This is a genomic window from Gemmatimonadaceae bacterium, from assembly GCA_030647905.1.
Lineage (GTDB): Bacteria > Gemmatimonadota > Gemmatimonadetes > Gemmatimonadales > Gemmatimonadaceae > UBA4720.
In genome coordinates this window covers 261,069-275,801 of the sequence record JAUSJA010000025.1, presented here as the reverse complement: position 1 = coordinate 275,801, position 14,733 = coordinate 261,069, and the positions used below count along the sequence as shown (strand labels likewise).

Annotated in this window: 17 protein-coding genes; 6 read left to right on the top strand and 11 right to left on the bottom strand. The window is 63.3% G+C overall.

Translation table 11 applies throughout. From position 1 onward, the window contains the following. Positions 1 to 32: 32 nt before the first annotated feature. From Q7S20_06050 to paaA, 5 genes are all read right to left on the bottom strand, one after another. Positions 33 to 1,628, bottom strand: coding sequence for an MraY family glycosyltransferase (locus tag Q7S20_06050; protein ID MDO8501385.1), 1,596 nt, complete (start codon positions 1,626 to 1,628; stop codon positions 33 to 35). 140 nt (positions 1,629 to 1,768) lie between these two features. Continuing rightward, complete coding sequence (gene paaD, locus Q7S20_06045) at positions 1,769 to 2,281, bottom strand: 1,2-phenylacetyl-CoA epoxidase subunit PaaD (GenBank protein ID MDO8501384.1); 513 nt, start codon at positions 2,279 to 2,281, stop codon at positions 1,769 to 1,771. Then, on the bottom strand, positions 2,281 to 3,009 hold the full coding sequence (gene paaC, locus Q7S20_06040; protein ID MDO8501383.1) for a 1,2-phenylacetyl-CoA epoxidase subunit PaaC: 729 nt from the start codon (positions 3,007 to 3,009) through the stop codon (positions 2,281 to 2,283). The genes paaD and paaC overlap by 1 nt, the downstream gene beginning before the upstream one ends. Positions 3,010 to 3,035: 26 nt before the next feature. After that, positions 3,036 to 3,377 (bottom strand): 1,2-phenylacetyl-CoA epoxidase subunit PaaB, encoded by a 342-nt coding sequence (gene paaB, locus Q7S20_06035; protein ID MDO8501382.1) that lies wholly within the window; start codon positions 3,375 to 3,377, stop codon positions 3,036 to 3,038. 6 nt (positions 3,378 to 3,383) lie between these two features. Further along, on the bottom strand, positions 3,384 to 4,349 hold the full coding sequence (gene paaA, locus Q7S20_06030) for a 1,2-phenylacetyl-CoA epoxidase subunit PaaA (protein ID MDO8501381.1): 966 nt from the start codon (positions 4,347 to 4,349) through the stop codon (positions 3,384 to 3,386). An 89-nt stretch (positions 4,350 to 4,438) separates the two neighbouring features. On the opposite strand from paaA, the gene Q7S20_06025 reads away from it, so the two are divergent. Then, positions 4,439 to 5,212 (top strand): enoyl-CoA hydratase/isomerase family protein, encoded by a 774-nt coding sequence (locus Q7S20_06025; protein ID MDO8501380.1) that lies wholly within the window; start codon positions 4,439 to 4,441, stop codon positions 5,210 to 5,212. Here Q7S20_06025 and Q7S20_06020 read toward each other — a convergent pair. Then, positions 5,179 to 5,685: a DUF3761 domain-containing protein gene (locus Q7S20_06020; protein MDO8501379.1), complete on the bottom strand. Its 507-nt coding sequence runs from the start codon at positions 5,683 to 5,685 to the stop codon at positions 5,179 to 5,181. The two genes, Q7S20_06025 and Q7S20_06020, sit on opposite strands and share 34 nt — an antisense overlap. 414 nt (positions 5,686 to 6,099) lie before the next feature. After that, entirely contained in the window at positions 6,100 to 6,612 is a 513-nt protein-coding gene (gene msrA, locus Q7S20_06015) for a peptide-methionine (S)-S-oxide reductase MsrA (GenBank protein MDO8501378.1), read from the bottom strand. A 158-nt stretch (positions 6,613 to 6,770) separates the two neighbouring features. Between msrA and Q7S20_06010 the strand changes: the two genes are divergently transcribed. Further along, entirely contained in the window at positions 6,771 to 7,067 is a 297-nt protein-coding gene (locus tag Q7S20_06010; protein ID MDO8501377.1) for a hypothetical protein, read from the top strand. Positions 7,068 to 7,122: 55 nt separating this feature from the next. Here the strand turns inward: Q7S20_06010 and Q7S20_06005 are convergent, their stop codons facing one another. Both Q7S20_06005 and Q7S20_06000 read right to left on the bottom strand, forming a co-directional pair. After that, positions 7,123 to 7,536: a hypothetical protein gene (locus Q7S20_06005; protein MDO8501376.1), complete on the bottom strand. Its 414-nt coding sequence runs from the start codon at positions 7,534 to 7,536 to the stop codon at positions 7,123 to 7,125. A gap of 39 nt (positions 7,537 to 7,575) precedes the next feature. Beyond that, positions 7,576 to 8,184, bottom strand: a complete 609-nt coding sequence (locus tag Q7S20_06000; GenBank protein ID MDO8501375.1) for a phosphoglycerate mutase family protein — start codon at positions 8,182 to 8,184, stop codon at positions 7,576 to 7,578. Positions 8,185 to 8,245: 61 nt separating this feature from the next. On the opposite strand from Q7S20_06000, the gene Q7S20_05995 reads away from it, so the two are divergent. Next, positions 8,246 to 8,980: a lysozyme inhibitor LprI family protein gene (locus Q7S20_05995; protein ID MDO8501374.1), complete on the top strand. Its 735-nt coding sequence runs from the start codon at positions 8,246 to 8,248 to the stop codon at positions 8,978 to 8,980. Positions 8,981 to 8,998: 18 nt separating this feature from the next. Here Q7S20_05995 and Q7S20_05990 read toward each other — a convergent pair whose 3' ends face one another. Continuing rightward, positions 8,999 to 11,101, bottom strand: a complete 2,103-nt coding sequence (locus tag Q7S20_05990) for an elongation factor G (GenBank protein ID MDO8501373.1) — start codon at positions 11,099 to 11,101, stop codon at positions 8,999 to 9,001. A 157-nt stretch (positions 11,102 to 11,258) separates the two neighbouring features. Continuing rightward, on the bottom strand, positions 11,259 to 11,615 hold the full coding sequence (locus Q7S20_05985; GenBank protein ID MDO8501372.1) for a DUF2784 domain-containing protein: 357 nt from the start codon (positions 11,613 to 11,615) through the stop codon (positions 11,259 to 11,261). A gap of 163 nt (positions 11,616 to 11,778) precedes the next feature. Here Q7S20_05985 and Q7S20_05980 point away from each other — a divergent pair, with 163 nt between their 5' ends. The 3 genes from Q7S20_05980 (at position 11,779) to Q7S20_05970 (ending at position 14,729) form a co-directional block, all read left to right on the top strand. Next, positions 11,779 to 12,132, top strand: coding sequence for a sulfite exporter TauE/SafE family protein (locus Q7S20_05980; GenBank protein ID MDO8501371.1), 354 nt, complete (start codon positions 11,779 to 11,781; stop codon positions 12,130 to 12,132). A 503-nt stretch (positions 12,133 to 12,635) separates the two neighbouring features. Next, the gene (locus tag Q7S20_05975; protein MDO8501370.1) at positions 12,636 to 13,349 is read left to right on the top strand and encodes a hypothetical protein; all 714 of its coding nucleotides are present in this window, start codon (positions 12,636 to 12,638) and stop codon (positions 13,347 to 13,349) included. 357 nt (positions 13,350 to 13,706) lie between these two features. Continuing rightward, positions 13,707 to 14,729 (top strand): hypothetical protein, encoded by a 1,023-nt coding sequence (locus Q7S20_05970; GenBank protein ID MDO8501369.1) that lies wholly within the window; start codon positions 13,707 to 13,709, stop codon positions 14,727 to 14,729. Positions 14,730 to 14,733 lie beyond the last annotated feature (4 nt).

Sequence of the window (14,733 nt, the reverse complement as noted above, 5' to 3'; positions counted from 1 at the left end):
CGCGTTATAGACGAATGCGGGTGCTCGCATCGTCACGCTTCGAGCGTTTCGGCCTTCGAATCCCGCCGCATGCTGGCGAGTACCCGCTGATCCTCGGGAGTCAGCACTGTTTGCGCCTCGTAATCCCTCGCATGAATGAAGCGCTCCGCACAGCTCGCCTCCGGCGTTCTCAAGCGGTCGTCACAAGCCCACTCGGCTATCGCGGGTGCGATGATCTTGGCGACGCGCTCCGCCCCTGCGGGGCGCCGAGAAGTCTGGAGCGCGCACCAGATCGTGAGGCAGAGACCATCGTACTGCTGCGGGAGCCCATGAACGATCGGATACTCCAGCTTCCAAAGCTTGAGCGCCTGGAGCTCCTGCGTGACTCGCCCGGGCATCTCCCGGCGTGAGGCCGGATTCGAAAGCTTTAGGTAAGCGAATCGAAACGTCGGCGCGTTGTCGTCGAGGATGGCCTGAATCGCTTCGATGCTCTGCGCTTGCCGGATCGCCTGCGCCACGTCACGCGCATTGATCTTGTCCTGAATCACGGAGCGTGCTTTCCTGGCGACAGACATGAGCGATGCTCCTGCCTCGAGAAACTCGTGGTACTGGAGCCAGTAGATGCCTAGCGCGATCACGAGGACGAGTACGCCGACGCCGACCATCGTGGCAACCACGGTTACTTCGGGCGGCGCGAAGGAAACGAGCAATCCGAGCACCGCAATCGCTGTCGTCGCAAGGTAGATGACGAAGAGCGCCATCTTCGATCCCAGCCCCAGGGATTCGAGTTGGTGATGCACATGACGCCGGTCCGCGCGAGAGAGCGGAACGCCCCGAAGCCAGCGGCGCAGAATTGCGACACCGGTGTCCAAAAGCGGATAGGCCAAAACAAAAATGGGAATCAGGGCGTGGGTTACGTGCCTGGGATCCGTCGCGCCCTTGACGGCAAGAACCGCCAGCAGAAATCCAACGAGGAGGCTTCCGGAGTCACCCATGAAAAGACGGGCTTTCGGCCAGTTGTATCTCAGGAATCCGAGCAGAGCCCCGACGAGTGCGATAGCATAGATCGGTACGCTGCCGTTCCCAAGAATGAGAGCGGCGGCCGCGATAGCCCCGAGTGCGATGATCGCCACTCCACCCGCGAGGCCATCAAGGCCATCGATGAGATTGAAAGCGTTCGAAATGCCAACCAGCCAGAGAACCGTGATTGGCATCGCCAACACGCCGAGATGGACCGCGGAACCCGGAAGGAGGCTGACGTTCTCTATGCTGAACCCGGCGCGATAAACTATGAGCGCGGCGGCAGTCTGGGTGAGCAGTTTGGCGAACGGCCGGACGCCGCGCAGATCATCGAGCAGTCCGATGAAAAATAGAATCGCACTCGCGATGATGAGCGAGCCGGCGAGCTCCGGCAGTTGGGGGATCGCGCCCCTGATCCCAGCAACTATGAGGGCAGCCGCGAGAATGGCGATCGGGGCCGAAGCGAAGATAGCAATGCCGCCAATCCGGGGAATTCCAGAATCGCTCCAATGGCGGCTGCGCTCGGGATTTCGGTCTTTGACGTTTACGCGAGTGAGACGTCCGGCAACGACCAGACTGGTCATGACTGAGACCACGAACACGACCAACAGAAGTACCGGCAGGGTCATTACAGACGTTGAATGTCCGCGAGAATCACAGAACGGTTCGCATGGAACGATTGGCAATCACGCCCGGAGCGGGGTCACCGCGGCGGGACCACCAATGTTCACCACGGCTCATCAGGGCGCAAGAGGAAACACCCTCCCTGTCAGAAAGCCTTGAAGTGATCGAACGGCTGGTGACAGTTGTTGCAGTAATGAATCGCCTTGCAGGCCGTCGAGCCGAACTCGCTCTTCTCTTCGGTGTTCGGCGAGCCGCAGAACGGACACTCGACGGCGGGGCGCGCGCGGCGGAGCGAAACGAGCTCGCCGATGTCGCTCCCGGCCTGCGCCGCGAGATACGGCGGCGCGATGCCATGGTCCCGCAGCTTCCGCCTGGTCGCTTCGCTCAGCCAGTCTGTCGTCCAGGGCGGAGAGAAAATGGTGTGAACGGTGACATTCTCGAAGCCGTGACTGTTCAGCATGTACACGATCTCGCGCTCGATCACCTGCATCGCGGGACATCCGGAGTAAGTGGGCGTCACGTCCACGTGGATACCTTCGGCATCGAGCACCACGTCGCGCACGATTCCCAGCTCCACGACGTCTATCATCGGGAGCTCCGGGTCTTTCACCTCGGAGAGGATCTCGAGGATCGCTTCCTTCGTCACGGTCGAGCTCATCACCACTCCGCGCCAGGATATGACCGCGCCACGATCTGCATCTCCGACAGCATGTGGCCGAGGTACTCGGTATGGCGGCCTTTCCGGCCGCCCGTCATCATGAAGGTGTCCGACGGAACGTCCAGCGTCGCGCGACCGAGCACGTCCTTCACGACGCCGTCCCACTTCGGCTTGATCGCGCCAACGTCAGCGCCGATCCCCGCCGACACGATCTCGCGGTCAATGTCGTCCGCCTCAAACATCTCGCCGGTGAACCGCCACAAGTCGTTCACCGCTTTCTGCGCCCGCGCGTGGCTCTCATCGGTACCGTCGCCGAGCCGCACCAGCCACTCGCTCGAGTGACGCACGTGGTAGCGGACTTCCTTGAACCCCTTGCCGGCGATTCCGGCGAGCTCGCGGTGAGCGCTCCCCTGAAGCTGCTCGAGAACGTGAAAGCTGAAGACGTCGAACAAGAACTGGCGCGCGATGGTGAACGCATAATCTCCATTCGGGAGCTCCACGATCTGGACGTTCCGATATTCGACGGCATCGCGGAAATAGGCGAGCGTGTCCTCGCTTCGTCCATTGCCCTCGGTCTCTCCGGCCAGCTTGAGATAGAGGTTCGCCTGCCCGATCAGATCGAGCGCGATGTTGGCGAGGGCGATGTCTTCCTCGAGAATCGGCCCGTGCCCGCACCATTCGGAAAGGCGGTGGCCGAGCACGAGGCGGTCATCGCCGAGCCGGAGCAGATACTCCGAGAGGACGGCGGACCCGCTCAGAAGCCCTTCAATCCGCGCGGGATCTTGTAGAACTGCGGGTGACGGTAGATCTTGTCCGCGCCCGGATCGAAGAACGGGCCTGCCTGATCGCTTGGGCTCGCGGTGATCTGCGCCGACGGAATCACCCACATGCTGACGACGTTTCCCCGGCGGCCATAGACGTCGCGCGCGTTCTGGAGCGCCATCTCGGCGTCGGCGGCGTGTACGCTGCCCGCGTGCTCATGCGGCGCGCCGCCGTCCTTCTGCGTGAAGACTTCCCATAGCGGCCACTGAGTTTCGGGCTTGTCCGCGCCATCCTGCCCCTCGTAGCCGATCCCTGCCGATGCGCTGGATGCCATTCGGAATCAGGCGGCTGACTGCGCGGCGCGCGAATGCTTCGCCGCGTACGCTTCGGCGGCTTCGCGCACCCACCGGCCGTTCTCGTGCGCGTCGCGACGCGCCTGAAGACGCTCGCGGTTGCAGGGACCGTTGCCCTTCACGACCTGCCAGAACTCGTCCCAGTCAATCTCGCCGAACTCGTAGTGTTGAGTGTCGGGATTGAGTTTCAGATCGGGGTCGGGAAGCGTGAGGCCGACGGCTTCCGCCTGCGGCACCGTGAGGTCTATGAAACGCTGTCTCAGCTCGTCATTCGTCTTTCTCTTCACGCGCCAGCGCATCAGCTCTGCGGTGTTCGGCGAATTGGTGTCGCTGGGGCCGAACATCATCAGCGATGGCCACCACCAGCGGTTCACGGCGTCCTGGGCCATCGCCTTCTGCCCGGCAGTTCCCTTCGCGAGCGTGGCGATGATCTCGTAGCCCTGCTTCTTGTGGAAGTTCTCTTCCTTGCAGATGCGGATCATCGCTCTCGCGTACGGGCCGTATGATGCCTTCGCGAGAACGGTCTGGTTGACGATCGCCGCGCCGTCCACGAACCAGCCGATCACACCCATGTCCGCCCACGTTAGCGTCGGGTAGTTGAAGACGCTCGAATACCTGGCCTTGCCGGTGAGGAGCTGGTCCACGAGCTCGGCGCGGTCCACGCCGAGCGTCTCGGCGCCGCAATAGATGTAAAGCCCGTGTCCGGCTTCATCCTGCACCTTGGCGATCAGAGTCATCTTTCGCCTCAGGCTCGGAGCGCGCGTGATCCAGTTGCTTTCGGGCAGCATGCCGACGATCTCGGAGTGGGCGTGCTGCGACATCATCCGGATGAGCTGCGTGCGATAGCGATCCGGCATCCAGTCCCTGGGCTCGATCGTCTCGTCCGCGGCGATGCGCGCCTCGAACGCCGCGTTGAGCGCTTCTTCCGTCGTGTTGGGTGACTGCTGGTCCATGAACTTTCCTCGAATCCGGGCCCCGAACGGTATACCGGCCCACCCTCTAAACGTATCGGGCAGAAGGGCAAAAAGTTAGCTTACCCGGCGTGACGGATATCAACACACCGGACATCGAATCCGGACGCGTGCAATCGGAAACCGCCGGAGGCGTGGCGACGATCACTTTCTCGCACCCGAAGAGCAATTCATTGCCCGGGAGGCTGCTGGCGGAGCTGGCGGCGAAGGTCACTGACGCCGGGGCGGACGGGAATGCGAGGGTGATCGTGCTCCGGAGCGAGGGGGCTGGCGCCTTCTGCGCCGGCGCTTCGTTCGCCGAGCTGCAGGCGATACGCGACGCCGAGGGCGGCAAGCGATTTTTCATGGGATTCGTGAATCTCATTCTGGCGATGATTCGCGCGCCAAAGTTCGTCGTCACGCGCGTGCACGGCAAAGCGGTCGGGGGCGGGGTCGGTATCGTGAGCGCGTCCGACTACGCGATGGCCGCGACCGGCGCGTCGCTCAAGCTGAGTGAGCTGGCGATCGGGCTCGGTCCGTTCATCGTCGGATTGCCGATTCAGAAGAAGACCGGCATGGGTCCCTTCAGCGCGATGTCCATAGATGCCGACTGGCGCGACGCGGAGTGGGGATATCGCCACGGACTTTATGCGGAGCTGCACTCCGGCGTCGAAGCACTGGACGAGGCGCTGGCGAGGCGCGTTGCGACGCTCGCCTCGAGCAATCCCGAGGCGATGGCTCAGCTCAAGAAGGTTTTCTGGGAAGGAACTGAAGACTGGGCGGCGCGGCTCGAGTCACGCGCCGCGATGAGCGGCACTCTCGTGCTTGCCGGTCAGAGCCAGCTTGCTACGCCGCCGTGCCTGTAGCACGCGTTGGTGCGCATCGTGGAGTGCCAGTACGTGCCGTCGTTGCAGCGGGCAATCGCGCCCGCCCGAACATTGTTCGCCCCTATGCCGCGCACAACGGCTGAGTTCTCATTTGCACGCTCGCGGGCACGGGCCGAAGCGGGCGGATAAGTGCCGTAGTTGCCCTGTCTCGCCGCGAGGCCGCCGCGATTCGCGCACGCAGCGGTGGTGCGATACACCCACACTCCGTCCTCGCACAGCACGCGCGCGCGGGCCGTCGTGCGACGGCGGGTGGAACGCCTGGCGACTTGGCTGTTTCTCTTCTGGACTGCCTTGTCCACTTTCATCTGATCCTTATGGATCTGATTCTCTGCCTTCATCTCGGCCTTCTCCGCCTTCTCCGACTTGCCCTGCGCCGTGGCACTCGGGGCTGCGAGGACGCAAACCCCGAAAACGAGGCCTGAAGCGCACAGTGTTCTCATTCTCGACGTCATGGTAGAAGTCTCCGTTGTCTGTGGGGGAACTGCCTGCCGCTCATTTTCGCGGCCCGCCTTCCCCTATTGGGACACTCCTATGCTTTTTCCGTTCCACTTCGAGCAAAAACGCTCTTCACGCGCCAATTGTGGCAAGAAACCTCGGGGGCCGGCGATGCTTCGTCGCCTGCTCGTACGCGTAGGCGATCGAGATAAGCTTCGGCTCACTCCACGCTCGGCCGAAGGGCGTCGAGGCGGTGCTTCGTCATCACCGCGTCGATCCCCTCGGTGCGCGACATCCGAAGATTCCGCGCGAGCGCGTCGCGGTACTTCTTCGATGTGAGCGGTCCCTTCGCCGGCGCCTTCGGCCCGAGTGAAGCGAGATACGCGTTGAGATCCGCTATCGCTTCGTTCGTCAGCTTGTCGGCGACATCGCTATCCGATATGGCAGCTGGAGAGTCCGCGCTTTTCCAGGTACCGCTGATGATAGTCTTCCGCCTCGTAGAACTCGGTCGCGGGAGTGATCTCGGTGACGATCGGCTGGCGATAGCGGCCGCTCTTCTCGCGCTCGTCCTTCGACGCCAGCGCTGCCGCTTTTTGCTTCTCATCGTGATAGAAGATCGCGGACCGGTACTGCGTCCCGACGTCAGGGCCCTGCCGGTTCAGCGTCGTGGGATCGTGATTTTCCCAGAAGATCGTGAGCAGATCGTCATACGTCACCCGCGACGGATCGTATGTCACCTGCACCACTTCGGCGTGGCCGGTGCGTCCCGTGCACACGTCGTGATAAGTGGGACTGGCCAGCGTGCCGCCAAGATATCCGACCATCGTCGAGATCACGCCGGGAATCTGCCTGTACGCGGCTTCGACGCCCCAGAAGCACCCCGCGCCGAATGTCGCCTTGCCTTCGTTGGCGCCGTTGCCGGCGAATTCATTCTCGACTGCCATGTTGCACCGCTCCTGCCTTGGGTGGATCGCTGCCACACGCTTCCCGTAGTCGGGGTGATTCGCCGGCAGTTTCTGTTCATGGGGATTCGTTGAGATTAAGCTTTCGCGGCGAAACTTCCAGCCCGGCGGAGCGTAGGGTCAGCCATCAGGAGGGTTCCATGATCTTCAGCACGATTGCATTCGTCATCGCCGCGGTCGCCGCGGTCTTCGGATACAGCGCCGCCAAGAGATTCGTGCGCGACAGGCTGCGTTACGTGGAAGGGGCGCACAAGGCCACCACGCCCGTCATCGCCGGCATCGGTGCGTATCTCATCGCCATGGTCGTCGTTGCGTTCCTGCCGATCGTCGGTCTCGGCACGGCGATCGCTTTCGGACTGAGCGTCGCGTTCGGCGCAGCCGCGGGCTCGCGCGAGGTGAAGAGCGGGAATCTGCCGTACCTCGGCTCGGGCGGCTGAAACCGGCTTCGAGGCAGTACTAGTGCAACTGCTAGTGCAACTGCTAGTGCAACTGCTAATGCAACTGAGAAGGGCCGACCTGCCAGCGGGTCAGGGAGGCAGAGGTCAGCTTCGAGGGTACAACAGACGAGCGCGGATTTATGCCGTTTCGCGCAATGGAGGGACGGTCAGAATCACTGACGACACGTAATCTTCCATTGTGGCTGACTTCAAGAAGCTTCTCGTATGGCAGAAGGCTCATGCGCTTGCTCTCGAGGCTCACCGGGTTGCGACCGGAATCCGCGGAGCCGAACATCTCAGCCTTCGCAGCCAACTGATCCGTGCAGCGATGTCGATCCCGACGAACATCGTTGAAGGGCGGGGTCAGACGAGCCCGCGAGAATTCGCCCGCTACCTTCGAATCGCCGTCAACTCGGCCTCGGAACTGGAATACCACCTGACCGCTGGCAGGTCGGCCCTTCTCAGTCATCGGCGTTCAGCCTTTCGTGGGAATGTCCACGCATTGACGCTATCGTGACCGCAATGGCGGACACGATCCGGTGGGCGGCGGATCAGGCATGCCGTAAGACTCGATGAGAATCCCGACGGGTCTGCCTTTCGTGATGCTCAGTATGATGAGATTGGAATACTCGCTGGTGCAGATGTCCCCGATTCTGCCGCCGCCCAGCTTCTCCACGATCCTGGGGACGGTATTGTTGTGTCCCACGACGAGAACCGTCGCGCCTGGATGGCGGAGCACCTCTTCCGCTGTCCTGTCGACATGGGTTTCCACGGACACTCCGATCGGAATCACCTTCGGCATTACGTGACGCAGGCGCGCCAGCGGAGCGGCCGTCTGGATCGTTCGCTTCAGATCGCTCGTGATGATGATGTTGACACCCGAATCGCGAAGCTGAACGGCCAGCGACTCGGCGCGGGCGCGGCCCCTCGCGCTCAGATTGGGGTCGTCAGCGGTCTCGGACATCTTCTCGGCGTGGCGAATGAGAAAAACCGTCGTCTCGGTGCGGCCATCCGGCACGACCGGCGGATTACCCGACGGTGCGGCAGCGCACCCGCCGAGGGCGATGAATGAAAGGAGGGCCAAACCCGTCGCGGTGCGGCGTGGCAGCGATATCATTATTGGTCCTGGTCTGGGATGCGGCACCGCGCATCGAGTGTTCGACTTACGGGAGCTGTGGATGATAATCTGCAATCATTGCGTCAGGGCGGCGACACTCGCGGCGTTGACGCTGCTGGCCATCGGCTGCGATTCGGGACGCCCGTCGCGCACGCCGGACGAGTTCGCTTCAGATTCCGCGCTCGCCGCGGACCTCGCGCTCGCGAACCGCGACACGCTGCTTGTGGATTCGATCGGCGAGTATCGTCCGCCAGATGCGGCCGAGCGCGACACGCTTGCCGATACGACACTGGTGGCGCCGTCGGGACCCGCGACCGCAAGCGGCGGCAAGCTATCCGTGGCACAGCCGGGAACGCAGACACCAATTGCGGCTCCGACATCGCCCCCCGGGCCCGCGAATGCGGCGGCGACGCCGACACGCGCGCCGACACGCGCCGCACCTCGCTTCACCGGTACGCGCGCCTGCAGCTCGCCGACCGCGGAGAATCAATCGGAATGCATGCGTGCTCAACTCGCCGCCGTGGACTCACGCCTGAACCGGATTTACAGGGCGCTGATAACCGAAATGCGGAGACAGGAGAACGTGCGGCCCGGCACAAAGGATCCACCATCAGTCCAGAGACTTCGCGTATCGCAACGTGCGTGGCTCGTCTATCGCGACAACGAATGTCGGCGTCGGGGACGGGGGAGAGAGGGAGCGCTCTGGGCGCGTCCCCGCGCGAGATGCCTTGGGGAATTCGCCGGACGCAGAGCAAACGAGCTGGCCGACAACTTCAGCCGGCTGACAGCGCACTAGTCGCCGGTGTGGTGTTCGCTATTCTCCGACCGCTTCCTTCATTCCGCGGCTCTCGCTGATCACGCGCTGCGTCGCTTCAGGGGGCATCTGCTCATATCCCTTGAACCGCTGCGAAAATGTGCCGTGACCATGCGTGCGGGAAAAGAGTTCGGTGGCATAGAGGTGCATCTCGCCCTGCGGCACCACCGCACGCACCCTCGACCGTCCGCCTGGAACTGAATCCGTTCCCAGGATGTGTCCGCGCCGCGCGGAGATGTCGCCGAGAACGTCGCCCAGATAGAGGTCCGGAGTCGTGACCTCGATCTCGTCGAGCGGCTCGAGCAGGATCGGCTTGCACTTTTGCGCGACGGTCTTGAACGCGAGGATTCCGGCGAGCTTGAACGACATCTCGTTCGAGTCCACCGAGTGATACGATCCGTCGAAGACTTCCGCCTGGAAGTCCACCATCGGATATCCGGCGATCACGCCACGCGACGACGCTTCCTGAATTCCCCGGTCCACGGCGGGAATGAACTTGCTCGGAATCGAGCCACCGACGACCGAGTTGACGAAGCTGTATCCCGATCCACGCGGCGTCGGAGCGATCCGGACCCAGCAGTCCCCGAACTGACCCTTGCCGCCGCTCTGCTTTCTGTGGCGGCCCTGGCCCTCCGCTTTTCCAAGAATCGTCTCGCGATATGCGATCTGCGGCTTCTTCAGCTCGCCGGTCACGCCATAGGTGCGCTTGAGACGCGCCATCACGACGTCGAGGTGCCGCTCGCCAAGGCCGGCCACGATCGTCTCGTGCGTCTCGGCGTTGTAGTGCGTCTGGAAGCACGCGTCCTCGTCGTGAAGGCGATGCAGTCCCTGCTGCAGCTTCTCCTCCTCTCCGCGGGCGATTGCATGCACCGCGTAAACGACGCGCGGATCCGGGAACTCGATCGCCGGAAGCCGCACAGGATGCTCTCGCGTTGAGAGAGTGTCGTTGGTGTGCGTGTTCTTGAGCTTCGCCACGCATCCGATGTCGCCGGGATGGAGGAGAGGCACCTCGATGCGGTCCTTTCCCTGCGGAACGGCGAGATGCGCCATCTTCTCGCCGTGCCCGCGCGTGGCGTTGTACACGTCCTGCCCGTTGCTGAGCATGCCCGAGAAAGTCCGGAAGAAGGACACGTCGCCCACGTGCGGCTCGGAATGCGTCTTGAACACCAGCGCGGCGAACGGGCCCTTGTCCGTGGCATGAATCTCGACCGTCTGATCGCCCTCGGCGCCGGTGAAGGCGTGCAGCTCCTCCATCTCGAATGCCGACGGCATCAGCTCGACGATCTTCGTCAGCAGCGCCTGCGTCCCGTAGGTGAGATCGGAAGAGCAGCAGAAGAGCGGGAACAGCTCCTGCCGCTTCATTGCCTCCTTCATCGCGTTGAGCGCGTCGGGGCGCTCGATCGGATCGCCGCCGAGATATTTCTCGAGGAGCACGTCGTCGGTCGCGGCGATGCCTTCGATGAGCTGCTCGTAGTACTTGTCGAACAGCGCCTGGTGCTCGGCAGGCACGTCGGTCTCGTCGTACTCGCCGCTCCGCGTCCCGCGCTTGAAGATGTGCGCCTTCTTGTCGAAGAGGTTGAGGATCCCGTGAAAGTCCGGACCTTCACCGATCGGCACCTCGACGGGAATCACCCGCGTCGTGAGCTCCGACTTGATCGCTTCGAATACGCCATCGAACGACGCGTGCTCCTTGTCCATCATGGATACGACGAAGAGCACCGGATCCTTCCGCTCGATTGCCTCGTTGAACATGCGTGTCGTGCCGACCTCGACTTCGCTCGTGGCGCTCACGACGACGAGCGCGCTATCGGCGGCGTGCAGACCCGCGATCGCCTCGCCCTGAAAGTCGGAATACCCCGGCGTGTCGAGGAGATTGATCTTGGTGTCCATCCATTCGGCGTGGGCACAGGCGAGTCCGATGGAGAAGCCGCGGCCGGTTTCTTCTGGATCGAAATCGGTGAGCGCGGTTCCATCCTTGACCGAACCGTGGCGCTTGGATGATCCGGAAACAAAAGCGAGCGCATCGACCAGTGTGGTCTTTCCGCTCGCTCCGTGTCCGACGACGGCGATGTTTCGAATGTCTTCGCTTTTGTACTCGCGCATAAAGTGGCTCTGCTCCGCGAGAGGTGGGGATGGTGCTGACTGCCGCCGGGTACTGCCTGGTACTCGCGGCCGGCCCTTATTTGGAAAACTGGCTGGAAGCTACCGGGGATGGCAAGGGCGGCCCGGGGCTCATTGGGGGTTCCGCGCGACATTCGCATCAGGCGGCTCTCAGAATCAGAGCGTAGATGACGACGTTGAGCAGAACGGCAAACAGGCCCAGCAGGATGTGGTTGCGGCGCGAGCTGGCCGGATCGAATCTCGTGCGTAGCACGTGGTGCTGGAGAAACCCTTCCTCATACGGCTCACGCCCGCCGCGTCTCCAGAACCGTTTCTCCCATGGGGTGAGGGCACAGCCGAGGTCGAATATCATCGTCGCGCCCGCCCACGCGATCGCCGCGAGATGCACCCACAGGAGCGACGGCCAGAGCAGTACGAGCAGACTGCCGAGCACCACGAACAGCACGTAGCCGATGTGGACCGCGGCGACCGCGCGCGCGAGCATCCGCCATCTCACGTCGTCGCGGCCGGATCGAAGAGTGGATTCTCGATGATTCCGATGCGGTTTCCTCTGAAGACTCGCTCTTTCTCAGACATTGCGTCCTCGGCTCGCGATGTTGGATGGGAAGGGAAATATTACAGTCGTCACAATACCTCGCCACACGATAAAGGAGATGCGCGTGCCACTGGTTTTCATCGTCATTGGATTTCTCGCTGGCATACTCTCCGGCATCTTCGGGATCGGCGGCGGAGTGGTAATCGTGCCGGCGCTGATTCTGCTGGCCGGTCTCGCCCCGATCACCGCTACGGGTACGTCCCTCGCCGCGCTGCTACTTCCCGTTGGCGCGCTGGGCGCATGGGAATACTACAGACGTGGCCACCTCAACATCGGTGCCGCGCTGTGGGTCGCCCTCGGATTGCTCGTCGGTGCGTGGCTGGGCGCGAAACTGGCACACCAGCTCTCGCCCGTTCAGCTCCGGCGCGGGTTCGCGATCTTCCTCGTGCTGGTGGCGGCGAAGGTGTGGTGGAGCTGAAGGGACCAGTTACCCGTTACCCGTTGCCAGTTACCCGTTACCCGTTGCCAGTTGCCCGTTGCCAGTTGCCAGTTGCTGTGAGCTTCGGGTAACAGGCAACGGGTAACGGTCCTTATGCAGCGCGCGGAAGGGTCTGATCGCTTGGTTTATGGAAGCGTAATAATGAGTGCTGGAGGACGATTCCGGTAATCTGCCGGCCGGCTTGGCTTCAATCATGCGTTGCGCCAGATCAATGACACACGAGTGACGGACAACTGTCCCACGCTGAAGATCGCCTCGTCGTACTGAAGGGACAGATTCGCCAACGTCTCGAACCAGTCTGCTCGCACCTGCCCTCGGAGGAATTCGAGGGTCTCGTCGCGCAGATTGCCGCCATCGAAGCCGGTTGGCTGAACAGCCCACCACTCTGGCCGGACCGCAAAACCGGAGACTCCAAGCCCTAGACCGTCGTCTGCCCGGGCTTGTGTTCGGGTTTTGTTCGGGGTACACTGGAGGGCCCCCCCATGTCTCCCGCTTCCGTCGTTCCCGACCTTCGCTCACTCCTCGAGCAGAGATTTCCCAATGCCACTCCGGTCACGCATCGGACGGCGGAGCCAGTCGCGACAGGCATTCAGCCACTCGATGCGATTCTTCCGGGAGGGGGGCTGCCGCGGGGACGATTGTCGGTGTGGGTACCGCAGGGCGGGGCGACGGCGATTCTCCGCGCCGCCTGCCTCACCGTCGCGGCGAGCGGCGAGCGATCGGCGTGGATAGACGGGCTCGGAACGATCGTCGGTCAATTCTGGGAAGAGGGCGCGGTGCTCGTCCGGCCCGCCAATCGCCGGAACTCGCTCCGTGCCGCCGAGGAGCTGCTGAGATGCGGAGGATTCGCTCTCATCGTGATCACGGGATCCGAGCCCGCCGGCACCGAGATGGTCCGCCTCTCCCGTGCCGCCCGTGAAGGCGGCTCGGCGTTTGTCGCACTGACGTCACACACGTCCATGGCCAGCGTGCGCCTCGTATCGCGGATCATGCCGCACAGCTACGTCTGGCGCCGCACGCCCTTTGGCGACCCCGCCGAGGCATGCTCGGCGAGCGTCAAGGTCCGCGCACAGTCGCTGGGATGGAACAGGCACACCGAGTTCCGGGTGCCGATAGTGCAGCACGATCTGCGGGCCGCGCTCGATCCGGGTCTACCCGATCGCCGTAACGGGCAACGGGTAGCGGGCAACGGGTAGCGGGCAACGGGTAGCGGGCAACGGGTAGCGGGCAACGGGTAGCGGGCAACGGGTAGCGGGCAACGGGTAATGACTTACATCTGCGTCTGGAGCTCCGACTGGGTATCGAGACCCATGGACCGGCTGGCGTCGGCGGTTCTCAAGGTAGTGCCGCGGGTGGCTCTGGATCCGGGGAAGGGACAGATCTGGGCCGATGGGAAGAGCCTGGAAGTCCACCAGATATGCACTGATATACGCACAGTATTAGAGCATATTGGCGCCATCAATACACAAGTTGGCCTAGCAGCCATCCCTGTCTCGGCAGAGATCGCAGCCAGGTTCAGGGGTGGGGAGAGGGGGGATGTCAGCGCCGTGACGATGGTGCAGCCGGGGACCGACCGGGAGTTCATCGCCCGGCATCCGATCTCCGTCCTGGCTCCTTCGCCTCCCCTGCAGAATCTCTTCGACGGGGTCGGGATCGAGAGGTGCGCCGACCTTGCGTGTCTCGAGCAGGAGTCGGTCGAGGTCAGGTTCGGCGCGGAGGGAGTGCACCTGTGGCGGCTGGCGCGGGCCGACGACAAGCGCCTCATCTTCGCCGCCATGCCGAGGACGCTGCCACAGTCCTCGATGGATTGGGTGGATTACACGCTCACTGATCCCGAACGGCTGGTGTTCGTCATCAACGCGCTCGTGGACAACGTGTCGGCCGCGCTCGCCAGCCAGGGTCTCTGCGCGCGCGAGATGAAGCTCGTCTTCTCGCTCGCCAATCGCACGGCGTACGAGCACGCGGTGCGCCCGTCGCGCTCGACGGCCAGCAGAAAGGCATGGATGCGGCTCATCCGCACGCATCTCGACCGCATCGAGCTTCCTGACGGCGTGACCGGAATACTGCTGCGCGTCGAGTCGGTCACCGGCGAAGTGGAGCGGCAGGGCGACATCTTCGATCGCGGCTTCGCCACCGCCCGCGCGACCGAAGAGACGGTGGCCCAGCTGCTCGACGACCAGGGAGCCGTGATCGTGACTCCGTTCAACAGCATGCATCCGCTGCTGGAGAAGCGCACGAGCTGGCAGATCCAGGAGCCCGCACACGCGGCGCGCGCGCACATGGTGAAGGAGACGCGCGCCGATCCGCAGCTCACGCTCCAGCTCTTCGCCGAGCCGCGCCGCATCATCGTGAAGACGTCGCGGCGGCGCGATCATGACGTGCCGGTGAAGTATCGCGACAACGACGCGTGGATCATGATCGAATCCGCCGCCGGCCCCGACCGTGTCTCCGGCGAGCAGTGGGAGAAACCCTTCGCGCGAGAGTACTTCAGATGCGTCACCGAAGACGGGACGCTGGTCTGGCTCTACCGCGAAGCGACCGGCGGCGAGTGGTACATCCAGGGGTGGTGGGACTAATGCG

Coding starts and splice junctions, on each gene's coding strand:
- Q7S20_06050 (MDO8501385.1), bottom strand. CDS start 1,628: ATGACCCTGCCGGTACTTCTGTTGGTCGTGTTCGTGGTCTCAGTCATG.
- paaD (MDO8501384.1), bottom strand. CDS start 2,281: ATGAGCTCGACCGTGACGAAGGAAGCGATCCTCGAGATCCTCTCCGAG.
- paaB (MDO8501382.1), bottom strand. CDS start 3,377: ATGGCATCCAGCGCATCGGCAGGGATCGGCTACGAGGGGCAGGATGGC.
- paaA (MDO8501381.1), bottom strand. CDS start 4,349: ATGGACCAGCAGTCACCCAACACGACGGAAGAAGCGCTCAACGCGGCG.
- Q7S20_06020 (MDO8501379.1), bottom strand. CDS start 5,685: ATGACGTCGAGAATGAGAACACTGTGCGCTTCAGGCCTCGTTTTCGGG.
- msrA (MDO8501378.1), bottom strand. CDS start 6,612: ATGGCAGTCGAGAATGAATTCGCCGGCAACGGCGCCAACGAAGGCAAG.
- Q7S20_06010 (MDO8501377.1), top strand. CDS start 6,771: ATGATCTTCAGCACGATTGCATTCGTCATCGCCGCGGTCGCCGCGGTC.
- Q7S20_06005 (MDO8501376.1), bottom strand. CDS start 7,536: ATGACTGAGAAGGGCCGACCTGCCAGCGGTCAGGTGGTATTCCAGTTC.
- Q7S20_06000 (MDO8501375.1), bottom strand. CDS start 8,184: ATGATATCGCTGCCACGCCGCACCGCGACGGGTTTGGCCCTCCTTTCA.
- Q7S20_05995 (MDO8501374.1), top strand. CDS start 8,246: ATGATAATCTGCAATCATTGCGTCAGGGCGGCGACACTCGCGGCGTTG.
- Q7S20_05990 (MDO8501373.1), bottom strand. CDS start 11,101: ATGCGCGAGTACAAAAGCGAAGACATTCGAAACATCGCCGTCGTCGGA.
- Q7S20_05975 (MDO8501370.1), top strand. CDS start 12,636: ATGTCTCCCGCTTCCGTCGTTCCCGACCTTCGCTCACTCCTCGAGCAG.
- Q7S20_05970 (MDO8501369.1), top strand. CDS start 13,707: ATGGTGCAGCCGGGGACCGACCGGGAGTTCATCGCCCGGCATCCGATC.